General features: G+C 76.8%; 21 protein-coding genes. 6 read left to right on the plus strand and 15 right to left on the minus strand.

What is annotated here, in order from left to right; translation table 11 throughout:
• Window positions 1-151: 151 nt before the first annotated feature.
• From FBY24_RS17950 to FBY24_RS17960, 3 genes are read right to left on the minus strand one after another with little or no spacing between them, the layout of a single operon-like run.
• Window positions 152-919 carry an MBL fold metallo-hydrolase gene (locus FBY24_RS17950; RefSeq protein WP_142162666.1) on the minus strand — a complete coding sequence of 256 codons (768 nt, stop codon included), beginning with the start codon at window positions 917-919 and terminating at the stop codon, window positions 152-154.
• Window positions 916-3,066: an alkaline phosphatase family protein gene (locus tag FBY24_RS17955; protein WP_142162668.1), complete on the minus strand. Its 2,151-nt coding sequence runs from the start codon at window positions 3,064-3,066 to the stop codon at window positions 916-918. Before FBY24_RS17955 ends, FBY24_RS17950 begins: the two co-directional genes overlap by 4 nt.
• 10 nt (window positions 3,067-3,076) lie before the next feature.
• Window positions 3,077-3,319 (minus strand): DUF3046 domain-containing protein, encoded by a 243-nt coding sequence (locus tag FBY24_RS17960; protein ID WP_140460478.1) that lies wholly within the window; start codon window positions 3,317-3,319, stop codon window positions 3,077-3,079.
• A gap of 99 nt (window positions 3,320-3,418) precedes the next feature.
• On the opposite strand from FBY24_RS17960, the gene FBY24_RS17965 reads away from it, so the two are divergent.
• Window positions 3,419-8,470 carry a DEAD/DEAH box helicase gene (locus FBY24_RS17965; RefSeq protein WP_142162670.1) on the plus strand — a complete coding sequence of 1,684 codons (5,052 nt, stop codon included), beginning with the start codon at window positions 3,419-3,421 and terminating at the stop codon, window positions 8,468-8,470.
• An 18-nt stretch (window positions 8,471-8,488) separates the two neighbouring features.
• Entirely contained in the window at window positions 8,489-9,319 is an 831-nt protein-coding gene (locus FBY24_RS17970; protein WP_142162672.1) for a DNA-formamidopyrimidine glycosylase family protein, read from the plus strand.
• An 83-nt stretch (window positions 9,320-9,402) separates the two neighbouring features.
• On the opposite strand, the gene FBY24_RS17975 is transcribed toward FBY24_RS17970, so the two are convergent.
• The 9 genes from FBY24_RS17975 to FBY24_RS18015 form a co-directional block, all read right to left on the minus strand.
• Complete coding sequence (locus FBY24_RS17975) at window positions 9,403-9,744, minus strand: helix-turn-helix domain-containing protein (RefSeq protein ID WP_142163735.1); 342 nt, start codon at window positions 9,742-9,744, stop codon at window positions 9,403-9,405.
• Window positions 9,745-9,966: 222 nt separating this feature from the next.
• Entirely contained in the window at window positions 9,967-10,464 is a 498-nt protein-coding gene (locus FBY24_RS17980; protein WP_142162674.1) for a CinA family protein, read from the minus strand.
• Entirely contained in the window at window positions 10,461-11,069 is a 609-nt protein-coding gene (gene pgsA / locus FBY24_RS17985) for a CDP-diacylglycerol--glycerol-3-phosphate 3-phosphatidyltransferase (protein WP_140460474.1), read from the minus strand. The genes FBY24_RS17980 and pgsA overlap by 4 nt, the downstream gene beginning before the upstream one ends.
• Window positions 11,070-11,173: 104 nt before the next feature.
• A complete protein-coding gene (locus FBY24_RS17990; protein WP_142162676.1) occupies window positions 11,174-13,360 on the minus strand; it encodes a bifunctional diguanylate cyclase/phosphodiesterase in 2,187 nt (728 codons plus the stop codon).
• A gap of 1 nt (window position 13,361) precedes the next feature.
• Window positions 13,362-15,989 (minus strand): DNA translocase FtsK, encoded by a 2,628-nt coding sequence (locus FBY24_RS17995; protein WP_142162677.1) that lies wholly within the window; start codon window positions 15,987-15,989, stop codon window positions 13,362-13,364.
• Window positions 15,990-16,056: 67 nt separating this feature from the next.
• The gene (locus tag FBY24_RS18000) at window positions 16,057-17,742 is read right to left on the minus strand and encodes a ribonuclease J (RefSeq protein ID WP_142162679.1); all 1,686 of its coding nucleotides are present in this window, start codon (window positions 17,740-17,742) and stop codon (window positions 16,057-16,059) included.
• A gap of 38 nt (window positions 17,743-17,780) precedes the next feature.
• A complete protein-coding gene (dapA, locus tag FBY24_RS18005) occupies window positions 17,781-18,698 on the minus strand; it encodes a 4-hydroxy-tetrahydrodipicolinate synthase (protein WP_142162681.1) in 918 nt (305 codons plus the stop codon).
• Window positions 18,699-18,723: 25 nt separating this feature from the next.
• A complete protein-coding gene (locus FBY24_RS18010; RefSeq protein WP_142162683.1) occupies window positions 18,724-19,206 on the minus strand; it encodes a dihydrofolate reductase in 483 nt (160 codons plus the stop codon).
• Window positions 19,207-19,210: 4 nt separating this feature from the next.
• Window positions 19,211-20,047, minus strand: coding sequence for a thymidylate synthase (locus tag FBY24_RS18015; RefSeq protein ID WP_142162685.1), 837 nt, complete (start codon window positions 20,045-20,047; stop codon window positions 19,211-19,213).
• A gap of 63 nt (window positions 20,048-20,110) precedes the next feature.
• Between FBY24_RS18015 and FBY24_RS18020 the strand changes: the two genes are divergently transcribed.
• The 4 genes from FBY24_RS18020 (at window position 20,111) to FBY24_RS18035 (ending at window position 23,300) form a co-directional block, all read left to right on the plus strand.
• Complete coding sequence (locus FBY24_RS18020; protein ID WP_142162687.1) at window positions 20,111-21,580, plus strand: NAD-dependent succinate-semialdehyde dehydrogenase; 1,470 nt, start codon at window positions 20,111-20,113, stop codon at window positions 21,578-21,580.
• Window positions 21,581-21,662: 82 nt separating this feature from the next.
• The gene (locus FBY24_RS18025) at window positions 21,663-22,352 is read left to right on the plus strand and encodes an AzlC family ABC transporter permease (protein WP_142162689.1); all 690 of its coding nucleotides are present in this window, start codon (window positions 21,663-21,665) and stop codon (window positions 22,350-22,352) included.
• Complete coding sequence (locus FBY24_RS18030; protein ID WP_142162691.1) at window positions 22,349-22,678, plus strand: AzlD domain-containing protein; 330 nt, start codon at window positions 22,349-22,351, stop codon at window positions 22,676-22,678. The genes FBY24_RS18025 and FBY24_RS18030 overlap by 4 nt, the downstream gene beginning before the upstream one ends.
• A 70-nt stretch (window positions 22,679-22,748) precedes the next feature.
• Complete coding sequence (locus tag FBY24_RS18035) at window positions 22,749-23,300, plus strand: GNAT family N-acetyltransferase (RefSeq protein ID WP_142162693.1); 552 nt, start codon at window positions 22,749-22,751, stop codon at window positions 23,298-23,300.
• A 48-nt stretch (window positions 23,301-23,348) separates the two neighbouring features.
• On the opposite strand, the gene FBY24_RS18040 is transcribed toward FBY24_RS18035, so the two are convergent.
• From FBY24_RS18040 to FBY24_RS18050, 3 genes are read right to left on the minus strand one after another with little or no spacing between them, the layout of a single operon-like run.
• On the minus strand, window positions 23,349-23,828 hold the full coding sequence (locus FBY24_RS18040; RefSeq protein ID WP_142162695.1) for a hypothetical protein: 480 nt from the start codon (window positions 23,826-23,828) through the stop codon (window positions 23,349-23,351).
• On the minus strand, window positions 23,825-24,583 hold the full coding sequence (gene dapB, locus FBY24_RS18045) for a 4-hydroxy-tetrahydrodipicolinate reductase (RefSeq protein WP_142162697.1): 759 nt from the start codon (window positions 24,581-24,583) through the stop codon (window positions 23,825-23,827). Before dapB ends, FBY24_RS18040 begins: the two co-directional genes overlap by 4 nt.
• A 59-nt stretch (window positions 24,584-24,642) precedes the next feature.
• Window positions 24,643-25,476 carry a hypothetical protein gene (locus FBY24_RS18050; protein WP_142162700.1) on the minus strand — a complete coding sequence of 278 codons (834 nt, stop codon included), beginning with the start codon at window positions 25,474-25,476 and terminating at the stop codon, window positions 24,643-24,645.
• Window positions 25,477-25,520 lie beyond the last annotated feature (44 nt).

Below are 25,520 nucleotides of genomic sequence, written 5' to 3' on the forward strand. Positions count from 1 at the left end.
CTCGGGTGACCGTATGCCCGACCACCGACATCCGGTCCCGGCCCACCACCGCCCCACCCACGGACGCGTCCGCGGCGGGCTGTGGACGGCTCGACCGTGCCACCCGCGGACCACAGTAGCCGAACACGTGTTCGACGCCAGCGACACGCCGTCAGCCGATCGTCACGGCCTGCCCGGGCTCCAGGACGTGGACCTCGCACCCGGGCGCGAGCCGGTGGGCGGCCGCGGCGAACGCGCGCCCCGCCCGGTCCATCCACCCCGGCGGCAGCCGCCGCGACACCGGGAGGTGCAGCGTCCCCCAGTGCACCGGCACCGCGTGCCGCGCCCCCACGAGGGCGCAGACCCGCGCGGCCTGCACCGGGTCCATGTGCCCGCCCGACAGCCGCGGCCCCCACCCGCCCACCGGCACCAGCGCCACGTCGACGGCGCCGCCGGCCGCCGCGGGGATCTCGGCCATCGCCGGGTACGGCTCGGTGTCGCCCGCGAACCACAGCGTCAGGGACGGGGCCCGCACCACGAAGCCGCTCGCCGCGTTCGGCCGGTGCGGCATCGGCCGGTGCCCGTGCACCGCGTGCACCGTGCGCACCTGGACGCCCTCGCCGCCGGGCACGTCCCACCACCGGCCCTCCGCGAGCGGGACGCCGTGCACGCCGTGCTCGGCCAGCCAGTGGGCGCTGCTCGGCGCCGCCAGCACCGGAACGTCGCCCAGCAGGCGCAGCGACGGCAGCTCGGCGTGGTCGTGGTGCAGGTGGGACACCAGCGCGGCCCGCGCCCCGGCCCAGTCCTGCACCCGCGGCGCCTGCCCGCGGCGGCGCAGCAGCCCGGCGTGCCGGCGCAGCAGCGGGTCGGTCACCAGCCGGACGCCGTCGACGTCCAGCACCGTCGAGGCGTGGCCCAGCCACCGCACGTCGACGCTCACGGCACCTGCCCGACCCGCTGCGGGACGTCGACCCGCAGCCCGGCGGCCTCCAGCCACGCGACGAGCTGGCGGTGCACGGCGTCGGCACCCACCAGCAGGCGCGCCCCGGCGACGTCCTCGCGCAGCGCGTCGTCGACCTCCAGGCCCACGGGGTGCAGCAGGAACGCGTCGTTCTGGTGACCCCCGAGCCCGCCGTGCGAGCCGACCTGCCCCTCGAACGCGTGCACCCGTCCACCGGCGCCGACGGCCGACACGAGGAGCAGGTCGCCGGTGTGCGGCAGGCGCGCCGCCCGCGCCAGGTCGGCGCGCGCCCGGGGACCGTAGGGCGTCAACGGGTCCTCGCCCTGGACCGCGTCGCCCGACGCCCCCGGCTCCAGGACCCGCAGGCCGCGCGGGCCCACCGCGACCAGGCCGTGCGCGCGCGAGTCCACGACCACCACGCCGACCGCCGTCCGCGCGACCAGCCCCGGCACGAGCCGCGGCCAGCGCTCGGACACCTCCTCGAGCGTCAGCCGGCCCGGCGCGTCGGCGAACCAGACCAGGCCGAGGTTCCCGGAGCCGACGACCACCACGTCGGGCGCCTCGCCCGCACCCGGTGCTCCGCCGCGCCCGTGCTCCCGCACCCGCTGCCGCGCGTCCGGGCCCCGGCGCCGGCGGTCGTGCACGGCCCCGGGGCCGAGCAGCGCGCGCTCGCCGCCGCGGTCCAGCAGCGACGCCAGCAGCGCGTTCACCGGGCCCCAGGCCTCGTCGTCGGCGCCCTGCACCCCGTCGACCGCCGCGACGCCGCCCGGTGCGCACGGAGGCCCCATGAGGTCGCGGACCGTCTCGAGCAGCGTGCGACCCTCGACCTGCTCGTACGTCGCACCGAGCGCCTGACCGTGGTCCGAGAGGACGACGACGTCGTAGGCGCGCGGTGCGGCCGCCACGACGCGCTCGAGGACCCGCACCACCTGGTCGAGCCCCTCGAGCGCCCGCAGCGACTCCGGCCGGGTCGGGCCAGCGTGGTGGGCGATCTCGTCGTAGTCCACGAAGTCGACGTACACCACGGGGTCACCGCGCACGAGCGCGTCGGCGACCAGCGACGTCGCCAGGTCGCGCAGCAGCACGTTCGTCACGCCCCGCAGGAGCACGTACCAGCCGGCGCGGGAGATCCGCGGGCGGACGTCGTAGACCCGCTGGCGGCGCGCCTGGTACAGCTCCTTGACGACCTCGCCGACGGTGGCCGTGACCGCGCGGGCCAGCACGAACGGGCGGGCGAAGAACCGCACGTACCCCGGCCCGGGCCCCAGCCCGTCCCGGCGGCCTCGGCTCATGACCAGGTAGGACGCCGCCGCGTCGCCGGAGAACATCGTCGCGACCGCCGTCCCGCCGCCGGCGAGCAGACCCCGCCCGTCGCTGAGGGAGGCCTCGACCCGGGCGGCGTCGTCGGGGTGGTTGGCGACGACCAGACGGCCCAGCTCCCGGTCCCACCAGCGGAACGCCGGGATCGCGTCGGCCGCGCCGTGCAGGACGCCGGCGTGCGCGGCGGGGGTCGTCGCGGGCACCGACGCCCACCACGGCTCGACGCGGTGCGACCCGTCCTCGAGCCAGCGGGCCAGCGTGGGGGCGAGCCCGGCCTCGACGGCCTGCGCGAGCACGGGGGCGCTGACGCCGTCGAGCTGCACGACGAGCAGACCCGGTGGCCGGCTCGCACCCGCGGGCCGTGCGCCGGTGCGCCGGGCGTGCCGGCGGGCGTGCAGGAGCACGTCGGCGACGACGTACTCGTTGTCGCTCGACCCCCACAGCCACCGGGACGCACCCAGCACGACCGCGGCGACCGTCAGCACCCCGACGACCGACCACGCCGACGCGACGACGATGCCCGGGACGACCGCCAGCGCCGCCCACGCGACCGCGACCTGCGCCAGCAGCCCGGCCACCAGCGCGCCGGCCGCGCCCGCGACGTGCGCGAGGCGGCGCAGCGGCACGCGCAGCAGCACGTCGCCGGCCGTCACGGCCGCCGCCACGGCCAGCACGGCCCACGGGGCGGACGCCCCCACGCCGTCGACCACGGCGATCGCGAGGCCGAGCCCGGCCGCGGTGGTCAGCAGGACGACGCCCGCCTCGAGCGCGTCGACCAGCAGGCCCCACCGCGGCGCGGCGCTCATGCCGCGTCCCTCAGCGCTGCCCGGGGCGCGGCGGCGCCTGCCGGTGCGGGTCGCTCCCCCAGCGCCGGGCGTCCGGCAGGCCCAGCGCGTCGCACAGCGCGTGCCAGACCTCGCGCGGCTCGGTGCCGTCGGCGAGCGCGGCGCCGGCGGTCCGCCCGCCGAGCGCGTCGAGCACGAGCTCGTCGACGAGCAGGCGGCCCTGGGCCCGCCCGAGCACGTCGTCGACCAGGTCGGTGAACTCGCGGTACCTCACACCCCCAGCCTGCCACCGGCCGGTGCTGCGGCGCGCCGCGGACGCGCCGCGCCGCAGGCCCGGACGGCACGTGTGGGTGCCCGCCCCCACAATGGCCCGGTGGTGCTGGACCGGTTCTCCCCTGCGACGCGTGCCTGGTTCACGGGCGCGTTCGAGGCGCCCACCGCGGCCCAGGCCGGTGCGTGGGAGGCCGTCGCCGGCGGCGGGCACGCGCTGGTGGTCGCACCGACGGGGTCGGGCAAGACCCTCGCCGCGTTCCTCTGGGCGCTCGACGGCCTGCTCACCGGCCCGGTGCCGCCGGACCCGGCGCAGCGCTGCCGCGTGCTGTACGTCTCCCCGCTCAAGGCGCTCGCGACCGACGTCGAGCGCAACCTGCGGTCCCCGCTCGTGGGCGTGCGGCAGGCCGCCACGCGGCAGGGCCTGGAGCTGCCGGAGGTGCGCGTCGGGATCCGCACGGGCGACACCCCGCCGAACGAGCGGCGGGCGTTCGCCACGAGCCCGCCGGACGTGCTCATCACCACCCCCGAGTCGCTGTACCTCGTGCTGACGTCGGCGGCACGCCGGGGCCTGGCGGGCGTGCGGACCGTGATCGTCGACGAGGTGCACGCGGTGGCGGGCACCAAGCGCGGCTCCCACCTGGCCCTGAGCCTGGAGCGGCTCGACGCGCTGCTCGAGCGCGAGGACGGCCCGGGACCGGCCCAGCGGGTCGGCCTGTCCGCGACCGTCCGCCCGGTCGACGCCGTCGCGGCCTACCTCGGCGGCTCCCGGCCCCTCGCGGCGGGCGGGCGGCCGGTGGTGGTCGTGCAGCCGCCGTCGCAGAAGGTCGTCGAGGTCGAGGTCGTCGTCCCCGTCCCGGACCTGACGGCACCGGGCGGGGCGCCAGGACCCGCGGGCGCGCCGCCCCCGGCACCCGGGTCGGGCGCGTGGGCCGGCGACGACGAGGCCGGCGGGGGCGCCGGCGACGCGACGACCCGTGCGTCGGTCTGGCCGCACGTCGAGGAGCGCGTGGTCGACCTCGTGGCCGCGCACCGCTCGACGCTGGTGTTCACCAACTCCCGGCGCGGCGCCGAGCGCCTGACGGCCCGCATCAACGAGGTCTGGGCCGAGCGGCAGGGGCAGGACCTGCCCGACCCGGGTGCGCTCGCACCGGCGCAGGTGCCGTCGGCGTCCGGCACGGCCGTGGGCGTCGACACCCGCGACGCCGCCCAGGTGGTGGCGCGCGCCCACCACGGGTCGATGAGCCGCGCCGAGCGCACCCGCACGGAGTCCGAGCTCAAGGCGGGTCGGCTCCCGGCCGTGGTCGCGACGAGCTCGCTCGAGCTGGGCATCGACATGGGGGCGCTGGACCTCGTCGTGCAGGTCGGGTCGCCGCCGTCCGTGGCGTCCGGGCTGCAGCGCGTGGGCCGCGCGGGCCACCAGGTCGGGGCGGTCTCGCGCGGCGTGGTGTTCCCGACGTTCCGCGGCGAGCTCGTGCCCGCCGCCGTGACCGCCCTGCGCATGCGCAGCGGCGAGCTGGAGGCGCTCCAGGTGCCGGCGAACCCGCTGGACGTGCTCGCCCAGCAGGTCGTCGCGATGGTCGCGGTCGAGGACTGGACGGTCGACGACCTCGCGCGGGTGGTGCGCCGAGCGGCGCCCTACGCGACCCTGGGCGACGCGACGCTGCGAGCGGTGCTGGACATGCTCGCCGGCCGCTACCCCTCCGAGGAGTTCGCCGAGCTGCGGCCGCGGGTCGTGTGGGACCGGGTGGGCGACGTGCTCTCCGCGCGGCCCGGTGCGCTGCGCCTCGCCGTCACGAGCGGCGGCACGATCCCCGACCGCGGCCTGTACGGGGTCTTCCTCGCCACCGGTGCGCCCACGGGCGACGTGCCCGTCGACGCCGAGACGTCGGCCGGACGGGTCCGCGGCGGGCGCCGGGTCGGGGAGCTGGACGAGGAGATGGTCTACGAGTCGCGCGTCGGCGACACGTTCACCCTCGGGTCCAGCACGTGGCGGATCGAGGAGATCACCCCGGACCGCGTGCTCGTGACCCCCGCACCCGGGGTGCCGGGCCGCCTGCCGTTCTGGAAGGGCGACTCCCCCGGCCGGCCGGCCGAGCTCGGGCGCGCGATGGGCGCCTGGGTGCGCGAGGTGCTCGCGCTGCCGGAGGCCGGCGCCCGGGCACGCGTCGAGGGCGCCGGCCTCGACCCGTGGGCCGCCGACAACCTCCTGACGTACCTGACCGAGCAGCAGGCGTCGACCGGGCAGGTCCCGTCGGACACCGTCGTCGTCGTCGAGCGGTTCCGTGACGAGCTCGGCGACTGGCGCGTCGTCGTGCACTCGCCGTACGGCGCGCGGGTGCACGCGCCGTGGGCGCTCGTCGTGGCGGCACGGCTGCGCGAGCGGTACGGCGTCGACGTGGCCGCGATGCACGCCGACGACGGGATCGTGCTGCGCCTGCCGGACGTGCTCGACGCGGGGCCCGACGGCGGCTGGGGCCCGGACGGCGAGCCCGCCGGCGGCCGGACCCCCGACGACGGTCCGGGGCTGCGGGTCGAGGACCTCCTGGTCGACCCGGACGACGTGCTCGACGCCGTCCGGGACGAGCTGGCGCAGTCGGCGATGTTCGGGGCGCGGTTCCGCGAGGCCGCCGGGCGGGCGCTGCTGCTGCCCCGCCGCCGCCCGGACCGGCGCCAGCCGCTGTGGCAGCAGCGCCAGCGGGCCGCACAGCTGCTGCAGGTCGCGTCGCGGCACGCGGACTTCCCGATCCTGCTCGAGGCCGTGCGCGAGTGCCTGCAGGACGACTTCGACACCGCGGCGCTCACGGAGCTCATGCGCGACGTCGCGTCCGGGCGGGTCAAGGTCGTCGAGGTCACGACCCCCCAGCCGTCCCCGTTCGCCCGGTCGCTGCTGTTCGGGTACACCGCGCAGTTCCTCTACGAGGGCGACGCGCCGCTGGCCGAGCGCCGGGCGGCGGCCCTGACGCTGGACCCCACGCTGCTGGCCGAGCTGCTCGGGCAGGGCGGCCAGTCCCAGCTCGCGGACCTGCTCGACCCCGCCGCGGTCGAGCGCACCGAGGCCGAGATCGGCGGGACGGCCCCCGACCGCCGGGCGGGCACCCTCGAGCAGGTCGCCGACGTCCTGCGCCGGCACGGCCCGCTCACGGTCGACGACGTCGCCGCGCGGACCGCGGAGCCCGTCCGCGAGCAGGTCCCCGCGTGGCTCGACGCGCTCGCGCGGTCCCGGCGCGCGATCCGGGTGCGGATCGGCGGCCTGCCGACCGACCGGGCCGAGCAGTGGGCGGCCGTCGAGGACGCGGGCCGGCTGCGTGACGCCCTCGGCGTCGCGCTCCCCGTCGGGGTGCCCGAGGTGTTCACCGAGGTGCTGCCCGACCCGCTGGGCGACCTGCTGCGCCGGCACGCGCGCACGCACGGCCCGTTCCCCGCGTCGGCCGCCGCCACCCGGTTCGGGCTCGGCGTGGCCGTGGTCACCGAGACGCTGCGCCGGCTCGAGGCGGCCGGCGTGCTCGTGCAGGGCAGGCTGCGGCCCGACGTGCTCGGCGGCACCGGCGACGAGTACTGCGACGCCGACGTGCTGCGGACCCTGCGGCGCCGGTCCCTGGCGGCGCTGCGCGCGCAGGTCGAACCGGTCGACCCGCAGGTGCTCGGCGTGTTCCTGCCCCGCTGGCAGGGCGTGCACCCGGTGGGGCGGCGCGCGGACGGCGGCTCGGGGCTGCGCGGCGTGGACGCCGTCGCCCGGGCCGTCGAGCAGCTGGCCGGGGTCCCGCTGCCGGCCTCGGCCCTGGAGACCCACGTGCTGCCCGCGCGCGTCCCGGGGTACCAGCCGGCGATGCTCGACGAGCTGACCGCGGCGGGCGAGGTCCTGTGGGCCGGGCACGCCGCGCTCGCCGGGCACGACGGCCTGGTGTCCCTGCACCCCGTCGCCGTGGCCGACCTGACGCTCGCGCACCCTGCCGCGGCGCCGGCCGTCCCGCACGGACCGGTGCACGCGGCCGTCCTCGCCGCGCTGGCCGGGGGTGGCGCGTGGTTCCTGCAGGCCCTGGTCGACAGGGTGCACGCCGCCTGGTCCGGCGACGACGAGCAGTCCGAGCCTGCCCCGGGGTCGACGGCGGTGCTCGGCGCGCTGTGGGACCTCGTCTGGTCCGGGCACGTGACGAACGACGCCCTCACGCCGCTGCGCGCCTGGCTCGGCACGGGCACCACGGCGCACCGCACCCAGCCCGCGCCGGCGCGCGGCCGTGCGCTGCGCCCCCGCCTCGGCCTGCGTGCCCTTCCCGCGGTCGGCACCCCCCGTGCGGACGCCCGCACGGGGGCGACCGGGTCGGGCCGGTGGTCGCTGCTGCCGGCGCGCGAGCCGGACCCGACGTTGCGCGCGCACGCGCTGGCGGCCCAGCTCCTCGACCGCCACGGTGTCCTGACCCGTGCGGTCGCCCCTGCCGAGGGGATCGGGGCGCGGTTCGGCGACGTGTACAAGGTCCTCTCGACGCTCGAGCAGGCGGGGCAGGTGCGCCGCGGGTACTTCGTCGAGCGCCTCGGGGGCTCGCAGTTCGCGCTGCCCGGTGCTGTGGACCGCCTGCGCGCCGACGGCGACGTCGTCGACCGCGCTCGCGAGCGGGCCACCCTGCGGCGCGAGGACGGAGCCGCGGCCGGCCCGCAGCTGCCGTGGCAGGAGGTGCCTCCCGTGCCGTGGTCGGCACCGGCCGGACCGCTGCCCTGGTCTCCGGGCCAGCAGGAGCCCGCACCCGTCACCTCCGGCAGCCCGTGGGTCGTGGTGCTCGCCGCCACCGACCCGGCCAACCCGTACGGGGCCGCGCTCGCCTGGCCGGACCCGCCGCACGCCGGCGAGGGTCCGCGCCACCGGCCCGGCCGCAAGGCGGGTGCGCTCGTCGTGCTCGTCGACGGCGCGCTGGTGCTGCACCTCGAGCGCGGCGGGCGCACCCTGCTGACGTTCAGCGACGACCCGGAGGTGCTGCGTGCCGCGGCGGCCGGGCTCGTGGACGCCGTCCGCACGCGGCACGCCGGCCGGCTCACGGTGAGCCGGGCCGACGGGGCCCCGGTGCTGACGGCGGCGGCCCTGCAGTCGCCGGTCGCGCTCGCCCTGACGGGCGCGGGGTTCGTGACCACGCCGCGCGGGCTGCGGCTGCACGCGCCGTGACGACCGGGAGGAGGGCCCGTGCCCGAGGGTGACGTGCTGCGTCGCACGGCGGCACGGCTCGACGCGGCGCTCGCCGGGCAGGTGCTGGTGCGCTCCGACCTGCGCTGGCCCAGCGCGGCGACGACGGACCTGACGGGCCGCACCGTCCTCGGCACCCGCCCCTACGGCAAGCACCTGCTCACACGCCTGGACGACGGCCGCACCCTGCACACGCACCTGCGGATGGACGGCACGTGGCGGGTGGTGCCGACCGACGACGCACGGGCGGCCGCGCGGCACCCCCGGGTGCGGGCGGTCCTCGGCACGGCGCGGTGGACGGCCGTGGGGTCGCTGCTCGGGATGCTCGACGTGCTGCGCACCCGGGACGAGCACGAGGTCGTGGGGCACCTGGGACCCGACGTGCTCGACGAGGACTTCGACGACGAGACGCCGGGGGTGCCGTGGCCCGGCCCACCCGTGGTCGACCACCCCGCGCCCGGCCTGCCGGAGGCCGTGCGCCGGTGGGCGGCACAGGGGTCGCGCCCGGTCGGGGAGCTGCTGCTCGACCAGCGGGTCGCCGCCGGGATCGGCACGATCTTCATGGCGGAGTCGCTCTTCGCGCTGCGCTGGTGGCCGTGGGCCCCCGCGGACCGGGTGGACGACCCGGCCGCGGTGCTGCGCACGGCCCGCGCCCTCATGCGCGCGTCGGTGCTCTCCGGACGGCCCGACCCGAAGGTCCACACGCGCGCCGGGCGCCCGTGCGTGCGGTGCGGCACCCGCCTGCGCCGTGACGAGGTCGGCACGGCACCGCAGCAGCGTCCGGTGTTCTGGTGCCCGCGCTGCCAGGTGCGCGGCGCACCGCCCCGCTGACACCGGCGGGCGGCCGAACCCGTGGCAGACGGCGACGGCGGCCCGCGCGACCCCGTCGGGTGCGCGAGCCGCCGCGTGCGCGGTCAGCCGACCGGGGCGAGCTCCGCCCGCGTCTGCATCCAGCTGCGTCCGGTGTCGCCGTCGACCGCGGCCGCCAGGTCGGCCGGGACGGTGTCGGGCACGAGCAGGCCCTCGGCGACCGCGATCCGGTCGCTGACCTCGCGCAGCACGAGGGACATGGGCACGTCGAGCGCGTCGCAGATGCTGCTCAGCAGCTCCGACGACGCCTCCTTCTGCCCGCGCTCGACCTCGCTGAGGTAGCCGAGGGAGACACGGGCCGCCGAGGACACCTCACGCAGGGTGCGGCCCTGGCGCTGGCGCGCGTCCCGCAGGACGTCGCCGATCTCACGTCGCAGCACGACCATCCGGGCTCCCCCCCTCACGTCTTGTCCCTCGTCGAGCGGGCCGCGCCCCAGGGGGCGACCCGTCCCCGACAGGTGGGCCGTCGGGAGACGTCCACCGTACCGCGCACCGCCCGGGTGCGCGTCCGAGCCTCGCTGGGGCGGTCGGGTGCTCATCACGCCTGCTCCAACGCGGTGCCCCGCGCCCCTGTTCCCCGGGCCCGGGAAGTCACCCCCGCGGCCGTGTCACCCGTGCAGGGCCTCGCGGGCCAGGGCGAGGACCGCGTCGACGGTCGCCCGCCGGACGGCGTCGCGACCGCCGGGCAGCGTGAGCGACCGACCCCGCGCGACGCCCGTGGCGTGGACCGCGACGTGCACCGTGCCCGCGGGGTGGCCGTCCTGCGGGTCGGGACCCGCGACGCCGGTGGTGGCCAGGCCCACGTCGGCACCCAGCCGGTCGCGCACGCCCGCGGCCATCGCCGCCGCGACCTGCGCGTCGACGGCCCCGCGCCGTGCCAGCAGGTCGGCGTCGACACCGAGGAGCACGTGCTTGAGGTCGGTCGCGTAGGCGACGACACCCCCGCGGAGCACGCGCGACGCCCCGGGGACGTCGACCAGCGTGGCCGTCACGAGACCGCCGGTGAGCGACTCCGCGACCGCGAGGGTCAGCCCGCGGGCGGCGAGCAGGTCGAGCAGGTCCCGCGCCGACGCCGCGCTCGGTGCGGGCCCGACGCCGCCGCTCACGACCGGCCGGTCGCTGCCCCGCGCGGGGCGGCCGCCCGGGCCTCGCGCCGGATCCGCAGCGCGGTGCGCACGTAGTCCAGCCCGGTGACGACCGTGACGACGACGGCCGCGACCATCGCGACCCACGCGACGACGGTCACGAAGGCGGGCAGACGGTCGAGCGGGAGCAGGAACAGCGGGATCGCGACCGACTGCAGCACGGTCTTGAGCTTGCCGCCGCGCGACGCCGGCAGCACCACGTAGCGCAGGAGGAAGAACCGCATGACGGTGATCCCGAGCTCGCGGACCAGCACCACGGCGGGCACCCACCACGGCAGGTCGCCCAGCCAGGACAGCAGCACGAGCGCGGTGCCGATGAGGAGCTTGTCGGCGATCGGGTCGAGCATCTTGCCCAGGTCGGTGACCTGGTTCGAGCGTCGGGCGAGCCACCCGTCGACGCGGTCCGTCGCCGCGGCGAGCACGAAGAGCCCGGTGGCCAGGACCCGGCCCGAGGTCGTGTGACCGCCGTCGGCGAGCAGCACGACCGCGAACACCGGGACGACGGCGATCCGCAGGACGGTCACGACGTTGGCCAGGTTCCAGGCGGAGGGCACGGCGTCGGACACCGGTACACCCTACGTCCGGGCCGCGCCCCCGCGGGCCCGGAACCGGGGCTGATCTTCGCCGGCACCCCCTCGGCCAGGGCTGCGACCTGCGCAGACGTCGTCCGTCAGCGCTCGGACGGGACCTCCTGGGCGGCGCCGAAGAGCCAGCCCTGGCCGTAGCGCCAGCCGTTGTGGCGCAGGAACTCCGCCTGCTCCTCGTGCTCGATGCCCTCGGCGATGGTCACCATCGCGAGCTCGCGGGCCAGGGCACCGAGGGCGCGCACGACCCGGCCCGCGGTGGGGTCGTGCGGGATGCCCGAGGTGAACGACATGTCGAGCTTGACGCCCGCCACGGGCAGGTCCCGCAGGTACTGCAGCGGCGAGACGCCCGTGCCGAAGTCGTCGAGGAGGATCGGCACGCCCGCCGCGGACAGCTGGGTGAGCTCGTGCCGGATGCGCGTGCCCGACGCCACCAGCGACGACTCGGTGAGCTCGACGACCAGGCGCCCCGCGGTGACGCGGTGCCGGGACAGCTCCTGCAGCAGGCGGGTGGCGAACTCGCCGTCGCCGAGCTGGTCGGCCGACACGTTGACCGAGACCCACCGACCGGTGTCCTCGGTGCGGGCGAGGAACTCCACGACCTGCATCACCACGAGCTGGCCGAGCGCGACGGCGACCCCCGCCTCCTGGAGGTGCGGCAGGAACGCACCGGGCAGCAGGAGCCCCCGCTGCGGGTGCTGCCAGCGCACGAGCGCCTCGTACCCGACCACGTGCACGTCGGACAGGTCGACGATCGGCTGGTAGTGCACGACGAGCTCGCCCTGCGCGACCGCCTGCTGGAGCTCGCGCTGCAGGGTCGTCGCGGTCGCGAGCTCCATCGACGCGTCGTAGACCTCCGTGCGCCCCCGCCCGGCGGCCTTGGCCCGGTACAGCGCGGCGTCCGCGGCCGCCAGCAGGGTCGGGGCCCCGGCCTCGACGAGGTGCGCCTCGGCGAGCGCGATCCCGACGCTCGCGCCGACGCCCATGCGCCGGCGGCCGACGCGCAGCGGCTCGCGCAGGCCCGTGTGGATCTCCGAGGCGACCTCGAACACCGCCTTGACGGCGTCGGCGTCCTGCACCACGACGACGAACTCGTCGCCCCCGAGCCGGGCGACGGTGCCGGCGCCGCCGGTGGCGGCGCGCAGCACGCCGGCGACGTGCACGAGGACCTCGTCGCCGGCCGGGTGCCCGTACCGGTCGTTGACCTCCTTGAACCCGTCGAGGTCGCACGCGAGCACCGCGATCCGGTCCTGCGCCCCGGGCTGCTCCAGCGCCGACTGCAGGACCTCCTGCAGCAGGGTCCGGTTGGCCAGGCCCGTCAGCGGGTCGTGCATGGCCCGGTGCGTGAGCATCTCGGCCTGCAGCCGTGACTCGGTGGCGTCGCGCACCTGGACGACGAAGTGGTCCGGGCGTCCCTCCGGCCCGCGGACGAGCGCGGCGTCGAGCACCACCCAGACGAGGTGCCCGTCGGCCCGGCGGCAGCGCATCTCCAGGGAGAACCGGTGCTGCCCGCCACCGAGCAGCCGGTCCATCTCCATGCGCTGCTGGGCGCGGTCCTCGGGGGCGGCGAGCTCGTCGAGGCGGAACCCCCGCAGCCCCGCGACGTGCGTGCCGAGCAGGTCCGCGAGCGCCGCGTTGGCCTCGGTGATCTGCCAGTCCAGGTCGACCAGGGCCATCCCGATGGGGGCGTTCTCCATCGCCACCCGGAACTGCGTCTCGCTGCGGGACAGCGCGACCTCCGCCTCGTGCCGGACGGTGACGTCGACCAGGGTGGTGAGGACCGCGGGCCGGGTGCCGTCCGCCGCGGGCACGGGCCGGGCGGCGACCTGGACGACCCGCGGGCGGGTGCCGGGCACGGGGGCGAGCACGCCGACGACGAGGGGCTCGCCGCCCGGGCGTGCGCCGCGCTGCGCACCGAGAACCGCGGCCGGGTGCATCGCCAGGCCGTGCTCGTCGACGAACGGCACCGCCAGGTCGGCGACGCGCCGGCCCACGGCGTCCCCGGCGTCGACGCCGAGGATGGCGGCGGCCCGCGCGGAGATGTCGAGGACCAGCCCGTCCTCCGACTGCACGAGGACGCCCTCGCGGGTCACGGCCTGCAGCGCGTCGTACCGCTGCCGCAGCTCGAGGGCGTGCCGCAGCAGGTCGACGTTGCGGCGTGCCTGCCGCCGGGCCCGGTCCAGCAGCACGAGGACGGTGACGAGGGCGACCACGGCGACGGCGGCGATGACCGCGCTGACCGCTCCGACCGGTGCGACGAGGTCGGCGCTCACCTCACGCCTGCGGGTCGGACCAGGGCGGTGCCTCGTCCTCGCCGGCGCCCGGCTCGTCGTCCTCGGCGCCGGGCTCGCCGCGCAGCATCGCGAGCGTGCCGGGCAGGTCGTCGGGGGTGATGAGGACCTCGCGGGCCTTCGACCCCTCGGACGGGCCGACGATCTCACGGGACTCGAGCAGGTCCATGAGCCGGCCGGCCTTGGCGAACCCGACGCGCAGCTTGCGCTGCAGCATCGACGTCGAGCCGAACTGGGTGGTGACCACGAGCTCGGCGGCCTGCAGGAGCAGGTCGAGGTCGTCGCCGATGTCCTCGTCGACCTGCTTCTTGGGTGCCGCTGCCGCGACGTCCTCGCGGTAGACGGGCTTGAGCTGGCCCTTGACGTGCTCGACGACGGCGTGGATCTCGGACTCCGAGACCCACGCGCCCTGGGTGCGCATGGGCTTGGCCGCGCCCATCGGCAGGAACAGCGCGTCGCCCTGGCCGATGAGCTTCTCGGCGCCCGGCTGGTCGAGGACGACGCGGGAGTCCGTCAGCGAGCTCGTCGCGAACGCGAGCCGCGACGGCACGTTCGCCTTGATCAGGCCCGTCACGACGTCGACCGACGGGCGCTGGGTGGCGAGCACGAGGTGGATGCCGGCGGCGCGGGCGAGCTGGGTGATCCGCTGGATCGACGCCTCGACGTCCCGCGGGGCGACCATCATGAGGTCGGCGAGCTCGTCGACGATGACCAGCAGGTACGGGTAGGTGGCGATCTTGCGCTCGGAGCCCGGCAGGGGCTTGACCTTGCCGGCCCGCACGGCGGCGTTGAAGTCGTCGATGTGCTTGTACCCGAACATCGCCAGGTCGTCGTACCGCGCCTCCATCTCCTTGACCACCCACTCGAGGGCCTCCGCGGCCTTCTTGGGGTTGGTGATGATGGGCGTGATCAGGTGCGGGATGCCCTCGTACAGGGTGAGCTCGACGCGCTTGGGGTCGACGAGGATCATCCGGACCTCGTCGGGCGTGGAGCGCATGAGGATCGAGACGATCATCGAGTTGACGAACGAGGACTTGCCCGCGCCGGTGGCGCCGGCGACCAGCAGGTGCGGCATCTTCGCCAGGTTCGCCACGACGTACCCGCCCTCGACGTCCTTGCCGACGCCGATGACCATGGGGTGCTCGGTGCGCTTGGAGGCCGACGAGCGCAGCACGTCGCCGAGCGCGACCGTCTCGCGGTCGCTGTTGGGGATCTCGATGCCGATCGCGGACTTGCCGGGGATCGGCGAGAGGATCCGCACGTCCGCGCTGGCCACGGCGTACGCGATGTTCTTGGACAGGGCGGTCACGCGCTCGACCTTGGTGCCCAGGCCCAGCTCGACCTCGTACCGGGTGACCGTGGGGCCGCGCGTGAAGCCGGTGACCTTGGCGTCGATGTCGAACTGCTCGAGCACGGACGTCAGGGAGTCGACGACGCGGTCGTTGGCGGCCGACCGGACCTTGTGGGGTGCGCCCTTGGCGAGCGCGTCCTCGCCGGGCAGCACGTAGACGACGTCGCCCTCGAGCATCGGCTGCTCGCCGCGGGGCACCGCGGTCGTGGGCGGCGCGCTGAGGTTCGCGGCCCGGCTGACGACCTTCTCGGTGGGGGCCGTGCGGGGCGCCGCGGGCATCCGCTCGGTGGGGTCCTCGACGGTCTCGTCGACGCCCGGCTCGCCCGGGTGCTCGTGGTGCACGAGGGCGGCCCGCTCGAAGGCCTCGTCGCCCTCGTACCCGTCGAGCAGCGGGTCGGGCTCGTCGCCCGTCGTGTCCCTCTTCGGGCGCCGACCCAGCCGGCGGGGTCGGCGCGGCTTCGGCTCGTCCTGCGGCCGGGCGCTGTGCAGGGCCTCGATGACCAGGGGGGCGTCGTCGTCCTGCGCGGCGTCCTCGGCCGGGTGCTGCCCCGTCAGCCGGCGGTACAGCCCGGCCAGGCGCGGACCGATCAGGTGCACGGGCGTCGCGGTGACCACGAGCACGCCGAAGAAGGCCAGCAGGCCCAGCAGCAGGCCCGCGACGACGGGGGTGAGCAGCGTCGCCAGCGGCGTCCCGACCGCGTAGCCGACGATCCCCCCGGCCTCGCGCTGGGCCGCCATGTCGTCCGTCCCGGGCCGCCCCGACGTCAGGTGGACGATCGAGCACACGGCCACGGCGATCGCGCTCAGGCCGATCGTGATCCGGGAGTTGGCCTGGGTGCGCTCGGGGTGGCGCATGAGCCGCACGGCCAGGCCGAGCAGCACCACGGGCACGCCGACGCCGACGACGCCGAACGTCCCCGCCACGACGTTGTGGATCACGTCGCCGGCGGTGCCGGACAGGTCCCACCACTCGCGGGCCGCGACGACGACCGCCAGCGCGAGCAGGGTGAACGCCACGCCGTCGCGGCGGTGCGCGGGGTCGAGGTCGCGGGCCCCGTGGCCGAGCCGGCGGGCGGTGCCCCCGACCAGGTGGGCCCCGCCCATCCAGATGCCGCGCACCACGCGCAGCGGCAGGGCCGGCTGGCGCGGCGGCGGGGCCGACCGGCCCGAGGGACGCGACGACCCGCCGCGTGCCGCACCCTTCGCCGGGGCGCCGGCGCGCGCCGGACGCGTCGAGCTCGAGGTCGTGCGGGTCGCCATGGTCCTCACGGTAGCCCGCCCGCCGCCGCGACGGCGGGCGCTGCGACGCGTGTCGGACCGCGCGCGGCTACGCCTCGACGACGACGGGGATGATCATCGGGCGCCGCCGCAGCCGCCCCGACACCCAGCGGCCCACGACGCGGCGCATCACCTGCTGGAGCTGGTGGGTGTCGGTCGCACCGCCGCGCACGGCCTCCTCCAGCGCCTGCGTCAGCTGCGGCAGCACGGCGTCGAAGACGTCGTCGGGCTCGGCGACGCCGCGCGCGTGGATCTGCGGGCCCGCGAGCACGGTGCCGTCCTGCGACGAGACCACCGCGAAGATCGACACGAAACCCTCGTCGCCGAGGATCCGGCGGTCCTTGAGCTCGACCTCCGTGATCGCGCCCACGCTCGACCCGTCGACGTACACGTACCCGCAGGGCACGGCGCCGACGACGCTGGCCCGCCCGTCGACGAGGTCGACGACGACACCGTCCTCCGCGAGGACGACCCGGTCCGCGGGCACGCCGGTCCTCACCGCGAGCGCGGCGTTGGCGACCAGGTGCCGGACCTCGCCGTGGACCGGCATGACGTTGCGCGGGCGCAGGACGTTGTAGCAGTACAGGAGCTCGCCGGCGCTGGCGTGACCCGAGACGTGGACCTTGGCGTTCCCCGAGTGCACGACGCGCGCCCCCAGGCGCATCAGCCCGTTGATGACGCGGAACACGGCGTTCTCGTTGCCCGGGATGAGGCTCGACGCGAGCACCACGGTGTCGCCGGCGCCGACGGAGACCTTGTGGTCCTTGTTCGCCATCCGCGACAGCGCCGCCATCGGCTCGCCCTGGGAGCCGGTGCACATGAGCACGACGCGGTCGTCGGGCAGGTGCTCGACCTGCTTGATGTCGACGAGCGCCCCGTCGGGGACCTTGAGGTACCCCAGCTCGGCGGCGATGCCCATGTTGCGGACCATGGAGCGCCCGACGAGCGCGACCTTGCGGTCGTTGGCGACGGCGGCGTCGACGACCTGCTGGACGCGGTGCACGTGCGAGGCGAACGACGCGACGACGACGCGCCCGGTGGACTCGGCGAAGACCTGGTCGAGCACGGGGCCGATCTCGCGCTCGGGGGCGACGAAGCCGGGGACCTCCGCGTTGGTGGAGTCGACCATGAACAGGTCGACGCCCCGCTCGCCGAGGCGCGCGAACGCCCGCAGGTCGGTGATGCGACCGTCGAGCGGGAGCTGGTCCATCTTGAAGTCGCCGGTGTGCAGCACCGTGCCGGCGGCGGTGGTGACGGCCACCGCGAGCGCGTCGGGGATCGAGTGGTTCACGGCGACGAACTCGCACTCGAAGACGCCGAGCTGCTCGACCTGGCCCTCGCGCACGGCGAGCGTCAGGGGCGCGATGCGGTGCTCCTTGAGCTTGGCCTCGAGGAACGCGAGCGTCAGCTGCGAGCCGACGAGCGGGATGTCCGCGCGCAGCCGCAGGAGGTACGGCACCGCGCCGATGTGGTCCTCGTGGCCGTGCGTGAGCACGATCGCCTCGATGTCGTCGAGGCGGTCCTTGATGTAGTCGAAGTCCGGCAGGATCAGGTCGACGCCGGGCTGGTTGTCCTCGGGGAACAGCACGCCGCAGTCGATGACGAGCAGCCGGCCCTCGTGCTCGAGGACGGCCATGTTCCGCCCGACCTCGCCGAGCCCGCCGAGCGGGACGACCCGCAGGCCGCCCGCGGGCAGCGGCGGGGGCAGGGTCAGGTCGGGGTGGGGGTGGCTCATGGGTCTCCTGGTGAGGTGAGCGGCCCGCCGTCGTGGGGTCAGGCCGGGACGACGCCGAGCAGGCCCGCGGCCCGCAGGCCGTCGCGCACGCGGGCGGCCTCGTCGTCGGTGTACGGGACGAGGGGCAGCCGGGTGGCCCGGCTGGTCAGGGCTCCGACCTCCACGAGCGCCGCCTTCGCCGCCGCCGCCTGGAAGCCGTCGCCGTTGATGGCGGTGATCGCGGGGAGCATCCCGCGGAAGACCTCGAGCGCGGTGGCGGTCTCGCCCGCGTCCCAGGCGGCGACGAGCCGCGCGAACGCGTCCCCGAGCACCTGGGACGCGACGCCGACGTGCCCGACGGCGCCGTGCGCGAGGAACGCGGGCAGCAGGCCGTCGTCGCCGCAGTACCAGGCCAGGCCGGTGCGGGCGATCTTCGCGGTCGCGGCGGCGACGTCGCCGGTGGCGTCCTTGAGCGCGACGACGCGGGGGTGCTCGGCGAGGCGGTCGATCGTCGCCTCGGCGAGGCGGACGCCGGCGCGGCCGGGGATGTCGTAGAGCATCACGGGCAGGTCCGTCGAGCCCGCCACGTGCGTGACGTGGGCGACGATCCCCTCCTGGGAGGGTCGGGAGTAGTACGGGGAGACGACGAGGAGGCCGTGCGCGCCGGCCTCGGCGGCCTGCACGGCCATGCGCACGGCGTGCGCGGTGTCGTTCGAGCCGGCGCCGGCCACGACCCACGCCCGGTCGCCGACGGCGTCGACGACCGCGGCGACGAGGTCGGCCTTCTCGGGGGCGTGCGTCGTCGGCGCCTCGCCGGTCGTGCCGTTGAGCACGAGCCCGTCGTGACCGTGGTCGACGAGGTGCTCCGCGAGCCGCACCGCCGCGGCCAGGTCGACCGCGCCGTCGGGCGTCATGGGGGTGACCATCGCGGACAGCACGGCGCCGAAGGGGCGACCGGCGGGCGTCACGGGGGGCATGGGCACACCGTACCGCCCGGGCACCTCACGCCGGTGTGCGCTCCCACGTCTCGAACCGGTAGCGGGTGCCGGTGCGCGACGTCGCCCACGCACCGTCCGCGACCCGCGCCCAGCCGTCGCCGACCCGGGGCGCGAGGGTGTCGCCGGGCACGTCGACGTCGACGACCGTGACCTCCAGGCGGTCCGCGCGCGCGAGGGTCGCCGCGTAGACCTCCCCTCCCCCGACGACCCACACGTCCGGCGCCGACGCGAGCGCCGCGTCCAGGTCGTGCACGACCGTCGCACCCGGGGCGTCGAAGGCACGGTCCCGGGTGAGGACGAGGTTGCGGCGCCCGGGCAGCGGGCGGTACCGCGGCGGCAGCGACTGCCACGTCGCCCGCCCCATGAGCACGGTCGCGCCGTCGGTGACCTCGCGGAAGTGCGCGAGGTCCTCCGGCACGTGCCACGGCATCGCGCCGTCCGCCCCGATCACCCCCGCGGGCGTCTGGGCCCAGACCAGGCCGATCATCGCGTCAGACCGCCACGGGCGCGGCGATGGTCGGGTGGTGGCGGTACTCCTCGACCACGACGTCGTCCCAGGTGTACTCGAACAGGGACGGCGCGCGGCGCAGGTGCAGCGTCGGGTACGGGTACGGGTCGCGCGCGAGCTGCTCGGCGACCTGCTCGACGTGGTTGTCGTACACGTGGCAGTCCCCGCCGGTCCACACCAGGTCCCCGACCTCGAGGTCGACCTGCTGGGCGATCATGTGCGTGAGCAGCGCGTACGAGGCGATGTTGAACGGCACGCCGAGGAACAGGTCCGCCGAGCGCTGGTACACCTGGCACGACAGGCGCCCGTCGGCGACGTACAGCTGGAAGAACGCGTGGCAGGGCACCAGCGCCATGGCGTCGAGCTCGGCGACGTTCCACGCGGAGACGACGTGCCGGCGCGAGTCGGGGTTGGTGCGCAGGTCGCCCAGCACCCGCGCGAGCTGGTCGACGTGACCGCCGTCGGGCGTGGGCCACGAGCGCCACTGCACCCCGTAGACGGGGCCGAGCTCGCCGCGCTCGTCGGCCCACTCGTCCCAGATGTGCACGCCGCGCTCGACGAGGGACGCGATGTTCGACTCCCCGCGCAGGAACCAGAACAGCTCCTCGGCGACCCCGCGGAAGAACACCCGCTTGGTCGTCACCAGCGGGAAGCCCGCGCGCAGGTCGTAGCGCAGCTGGTGGCCGAAGACGCTGCGCGTGCCCGTGCCCGTGCGGTCCGCCTTGGGCGTGCCCGTCGCCATCACGTGCCGCAGGAGGTCCTCGTACGGGGTGGGGACGGCGGTCGGACGGGCGGGAGGCGCCACGACGAGATCAGCCATGGGCCCACACGCTACCCGCGGCCAGACGTGGCGGCGGGGACGTCCACGCCCGACGATGGGCCCATGACCTCGTCGCTGCCGCCGTCCGTCGCCGCGCACGTCCCCACCGGCATGCTCGTCGGCGGGCGCTGGCGCCCGGCACGCGACGGGGCGACGTTCCCCGTGGCCGACCCCGGCACCGGCGAGACGCTGTTCGACGTCGCCGACGCCTCCGAGCAGGACGCGCTCGACGCGCTCACCGCGGCCGACGAGGCGTTCGCACCGTGGCGGGCCACCGCGCCCCGCGTGCGCGCCGACCTGCTGCGCGCGGTGTTCGACGCGATGACCGCCCACGCGCAGGACATCGCGGCGCTCGTCACGGCCGAGGGCGGCAAGCCCCTGGCCGAGGCCCGCGCCGAGGTCGCGTACGCCGCGGACTACGTGCGCTGGTACGCCGAGCAGGCCGTGCGCGTCGAGGGCCTGGCCCGCCGCGCCCCGGCCGGTACGCACCACCAGCTGGTGCTGCGCCGGCCGGTGGGCCCCGCGCTGCTGGTCGCGCCGTGGAACTTCCCCGTCGCCATGATCGCCCGCAAGCTCGCCCCCGCCCTGGCCGCCGGGTGCACGTGCGTCGTCAAGCCGGCCCAGCTCACGCCCCTGACCACCGCGTACGTCGCCGAGATCGTCCGGGCCGAGCTCGACGCCCGCGACCTGCCGGCCGGCGTCCTCAACGTGGTCCCGACGTCGTCGGCGCGCCGGGTGTCCGAGCCCCTGCTGGCCGACCCCCGCCTGCGCAAGCTGTCGTTCACCGGGTCGACCGAGGTGGGGCGGACCCTGCAGGCGGCGGCCGCGCAGCACCTGCTGCGCACGTCGCTCGAGCTCGGCGGCAACGCACCCTTCCTCGTCTTCGCCGACGCGGACCTCGACGCCGCCGTCGAGGGCGCCGTGCAGGCGAAGATGCGCAACGCCGGCCAGACGTGCGTGGCGGCCAACCGGTTCCTCGTGCACGAGTCCGTCGCCGCCGACTTCGCCGAGCGCCTCACGCACGCGTTCGCACGCCTCGTCGTCGGGCACGGCGCCGACGCCGGCACCACCGTCGGACCGCTCATCGAGGCCGCCGCGGTCGAGCGCGTCGAGGAGGTCGTCACGCAGGCCGTCGACGCCGGTGCCCGCGTGCGCACCGGCGGGCGCGCACCACGGCGTGCCGGGTACTTCTACGAGCCGACCGTCCTGACGTCGGTCGCCCCCGACCTGCGCGTCGTCACCGAGGAGACCTTCGGGCCCGTCGCCCCCGTCGTGACGTTCGGCGACGAGGACGAGGGCGTCCGGCTGGCCAACGCGACCCCCTACGGGCTCGTGGCCTACGCCTACACGCGCGACGTCGGGCGCGTCATGCGCCTGGCCGAGGACCTCGAGACGGGGATGCTCGGCGTCAACCGCGGCGCGGTCTCCGACGCCAGCGCCCCTTTCGGCGGGGTCAAGCAGTCGGGCCTGGGGCGCGAGGGCGGCGAGGCCGGGCTCGAGGAGTACCTCGACCCGGTGTACGTCGCGCTCTGACCGGCCGGGGCGCCGTCCGGAGGCGTGCGCGCAGGCCGGGCGGGAACCGCGCCGTCCGCGACGGGTGTGCGAGAGTGCCCGCGTGCCCACCGACCCGCTGCGCGCCGTGCGACGGCAGGCGCTGTCGGTGTCCGTCGCCACCGGTCTCTACGGCATCTCCTTCGGCGCCTTGTCCGTGGCCGCCGGTCTCGACGTCGCCCAGACCATGGCGCTGAGCCTGCTGATGTTCTCCGGCGGGTCCCAGTTCGCCTTCATCGGGGTCGTCGGCGCGGGCGGGGCCGCCGGGGCCGCGGTCGCGTCGGCCGCCCTGCTCGGCGCGCGCAACGGGCTGTACGGCGCGCAGCTCACCCCCCTGCTCGACCTGCCCCGGCGCCTGCGGCCGGCCGCGGCGCACCTGACCATCGACGAGTCGACCGCCGTCGCGACCGCGCAGCCGACCCGCACCGCCGCACGCGTCGGGTTCTGGTGGACCGGCCTCGGGGTCTTCACGCTGTGGAACGCCTTCACGCTGCTCGGTGCGCTCGCGGGCGACCGCCTCGGCGACCCGCGGGCGTACGGCCTGGACGCCGCGGCGGCTGCCGCGTTCCTCGCTCTCGTCTGGCCGCGGCTGGCCGGCCGGGTCGCGCAGGGTGTCGCGGCGGCCGCCGTGGTCGTCGCCCTCGTCACGACGCCGCTGCTGCCCGCGGGCGTGCCGGTGCTGCTGGCGGCCCTCGTGGCCGTCGGCGTCGGGGTGCTCGCCCCGCCGGCGCCGCAGCGCGAGGACGCGCCATGACGCCGCTGACCGAGGGCGCGCTGTGGGCGGCCGTGGCGCTCGCCGGTCTGGCCTGCCTGGGCATCAAGCTCGCCGGGCACGTGCTGCCCGAGCACTGGCTCGCCCACCCGCGCGTCGCCCGCGTCGCCGCGCTCGTCACCGTGGCGCTGCTCGCCGCCCTCGTCGCCGTGCAGACCGCCACCGACGGCGACCACCTGGTCGTCGACGCGCGGCTGCCCGCGCTCGCCGTCGCGGCCGTGGCCCTCGTGCTGCGGGCGCCCTTCGTGGTCGTCGTGGTGCTCGCCGCCGCGACCGCCGCCGGCCTGCGCCTGCTCGGGATGCCCTGACCCGTCCCCGACCGTCGGAGCGCCCGCCCGACGCCCGGCCCGACGGCCCCGCCCGGGTTACGCTCGACGGGTGCTGCCCACCGCCGACGTGTCGGTCCGCCCCGCCGTCCCCGGGGACGAGTCACGCATCGCCCGGATCCAGCTCGCCGCCTGGCGCGTCGCGCACGCGGACGTGCTCGGCGACGTGGTGCTCGACTCGCTCGACGAGCAGGCGTTCGTCGACCGCTGGCGGCTCGCGGTGTCCGCACCCCCGGGCCCCGGCCACCACGTGCTCGTGGCGTGCGACGGCCCGCGCGTGGTCGGCATCGCCTCCGTCGCACCCGTCGCCGCCCCCGACCCGTCGCAGGCGCCCGGCGGGGTCGTCCTCGCGCTCGAGGTCGACCCGCCCGACCAGCGCCGCGGCCACGGCTCGCGGCTGCTGGCCGCCGCCGTCGACCTGCTTCGCGCCGACGGCGCCGACCAGGTGCAGACCTGGGTCGTCGACGGCGACGCCGCGCGCGAGGCGTTCCTGCGCAGCGCCGGGCTCGGCCCCGACGGGCGGGCACGCCGCCTCGCCACGGGCCCGGGCCCCGACGCCGAGGCGCACGTCGTCTCCGAGCACCGCTGGTACGCCGGGATCTGACACCCTCCGCCCCTGGCGCCGGCCGCGCCTTCCCGGGCGGGACCGAGGTCAGGGCAGGTCGGTGCCGGCCGGGCGGCCGCGGTGCAGGCTGCTCGCCGTGCGCAGGGCCGCACGCGCTCGCCGCCGGTCGCCCGCCGCGTCGTACGCGAACGCCAGGTGGTACCAGCCGCGCCAGTCCGCCGGGTCGGCCTCGACCCGCTCGCGGTACGGCCCGAACGCGGCGCGCGCGGCCGCACGGTCGACGCGGCCGCCCGGTGAGCGCGGCAGGTCGTCGACGGGCAGCTGGCCGTCGGCAGCGAGCACGTCGGCCATGCGCTGCACGTCGGTCGCGAGCATCCACTCGCGGGCGATCAGGGCGACCACGATCAGCGGGCCCACCAGGAGCGCGATCCCGAGCACCACCCCGACGGGCTCGCCGGTGGCCACGAGCTGGACCGCCCGCACCGCCACGAGCACCACGTAGACGGCGAGCAGCGCCGTCAGCGCCAGGGCGGCCCAGAGGCCGAGCCGCCGCCGCGGGGCGCTCACGCGCCGAGGTCCAGGAGAGGCTCCAGGCCGACGGTCAGCCCCGGCCGGTGCCGCACCTGCCGCACGGCGAGGAGCACGCCGGGCATGAAGCTCACCCGGTCGAACGAGTCGTGCCGGATCGTCAGCATCTCCCCCGGGTTGCCCAGGAGGACCTCCTCGTGGGCCACCAGGCCCCGCAGCCGCACCGCGTGCACCCGCACACCGTCCACGTCGGCTCCCCGGGCGCCGTCGGCCGCCTGCGTGGTCGCGTCGGGCATCGGCCCCAGCCCGGCGGCGGCGCGCGCCTGCGCGATGCCCTGCGCGGTGTGCCGCGCGGTGCCCGACGGGGCGTCGACCTTGTCGGGGTGGTGCAGCTCGACGACCTCCGCCGAGTCGAACCACCGGGCGGCCTGGCGCGCGAACGCCATCGCCAGCACGGCACCGAGCGCGAAGTTCGGCGCGACCACGACGCCGACGCCGGGCGCGGCCGCCAGCCGGTCGCGCACCCGGTCCAGCGAGCTGTCGGTCCAGCCGGTCGTGCCGACGACCGCGTGCACACCGGCCTCGACGAGCGCGTGCACGTTGCCCTCCGTGACGGCGGGGACCGTGAAGTCCACCGCCACCTGCGCGCCGGCGTCCGTCACGGCCCGCAGGTCGCCGCCCGCGTCGACCTGGGCGACGAGCTCGAGGTCGGGCGCGGCCTGCACGGCCCGCACGACGGTGGACCCCATGCGTCCGGCCGCACCCAGCACGGCCACGCGGATCGGTTCGCTCACGGCACGCACCCTAGCCGCCTCCCCGGGCGGCGGTGACGCGGCAGCCGCGTCCCGGCGGCTCAGAGGGCCGCGGCGGGCAGACCGAGCCGGTGGGCCAGGCGCTCCGCGAGCCGCCGGAGCTCGGCCGAGGGCATGCCGGTCGTCCGCTCCACCTCGCGCGGCGGGTAGCCGGTGCCGACGAACCACTCCACGGCCGCCACGACGTCCGCCGCGTCGACCGGCCCGGACCCCACCGCCTCGCGGACGAAACCCGTGAAGCGCACCGCGGCCAGGTGCTGCGCCGGCGTCGTGCCCAGCAGGGTCACGCACCAGCGGTGCAGCTCGCCCAGGCTCGTGCCGGCCTCGCGGGCGACGTCGGCGGCACGGACCAGGCCCCGGTGCGTGTCGACGAAGGCCAGCGCCTCGTCGAGCCGGTCGAGGTCAGGCGTGTCGTGCCGCGGCGCCGCGGCGATCGCGTCGACGCACGCGGCGACGGCCTGCGCGTCGTGGTGCGCGTCGAGCAGCGCGCAGACGCGGTCGACCACGGCGCCGGGCAGCACGTCGGTCAGCGGCAGCCACGTGTCGGCCGCGGGACGCCCGCCGCGCAGCCGCGCCGCACCGAGGGGGTGCAGCTGGACGCCCAGCCGGACCACCGGTCCGGTCTGCTCCGCCAGCTCGGTGCGCGTCCACGGCCCGCGCACGCCGTCGAGGTCGGGCACCTGCGCGCCGGTGAGCGGGTCGAGCCGGGTGCCGGCGGTGCCGCGCACCACCTGCAGCAGCCCGCGCCCGTCCGGCAGCAGCACCTCGTGGTGCGTGCGCCCGCCCCCGTGCCGTGCGACCCACACGTGCTCGACGACGCCGTCGAGGTGCGACGGGGCGGGGGTGCGGGCGTAGGAGTCGACGGCGACGGGCATGGCTCCATCATGGACCGGCGCGGCCCGCGACCGGCAGGGCCGGA

Source organism: Cellulomonas sp. SLBN-39 (assembly GCF_006715865.1).
Lineage (GTDB): Bacteria > Actinomycetota > Actinomycetes > Actinomycetales > Cellulomonadaceae > Cellulomonas.

Bases quoted from the DNA above. Each gene is read 5' to 3' on its own strand.
- FBY24_RS17955 (WP_142162668.1), bottom strand. From the start codon at position 3,066: ATGAGCGCCGCGCCGCGGTGGGGCCTGCTGGTCGACGCGCTCGAGGCG.
- dapA (WP_142162681.1), bottom strand. From the start codon at position 18,698: ATGCCCCCCGTGACGCCCGCCGGTCGCCCCTTCGGCGCCGTGCTGTCC.
- FBY24_RS17975 (WP_142163735.1), bottom strand. From the start codon at position 9,744: ATGGTCGTGCTGCGACGTGAGATCGGCGACGTCCTGCGGGACGCGCGC.
- FBY24_RS18020 (WP_142162687.1), top strand. From the start codon at position 20,111: ATGACCTCGTCGCTGCCGCCGTCCGTCGCCGCGCACGTCCCCACCGGC.
- FBY24_RS18010 (WP_142162683.1), bottom strand. From the start codon at position 19,206: ATGATCGGCCTGGTCTGGGCCCAGACGCCCGCGGGGGTGATCGGGGCG.
- FBY24_RS18030 (WP_142162691.1), top strand. From the start codon at position 22,349: ATGACGCCGCTGACCGAGGGCGCGCTGTGGGCGGCCGTGGCGCTCGCC.
- FBY24_RS17995 (WP_142162677.1), bottom strand. From the start codon at position 15,989: ATGGCGACCCGCACGACCTCGAGCTCGACGCGTCCGGCGCGCGCCGGC.
- FBY24_RS18050 (WP_142162700.1), bottom strand. From the start codon at position 25,476: ATGCCCGTCGCCGTCGACTCCTACGCCCGCACCCCCGCCCCGTCGCAC.
- FBY24_RS18000 (WP_142162679.1), bottom strand. From the start codon at position 17,742: ATGAGCCACCCCCACCCCGACCTGACCCTGCCCCCGCCGCTGCCCGCG.
- FBY24_RS18015 (WP_142162685.1), bottom strand. From the start codon at position 20,047: ATGGCTGATCTCGTCGTGGCGCCTCCCGCCCGTCCGACCGCCGTCCCC.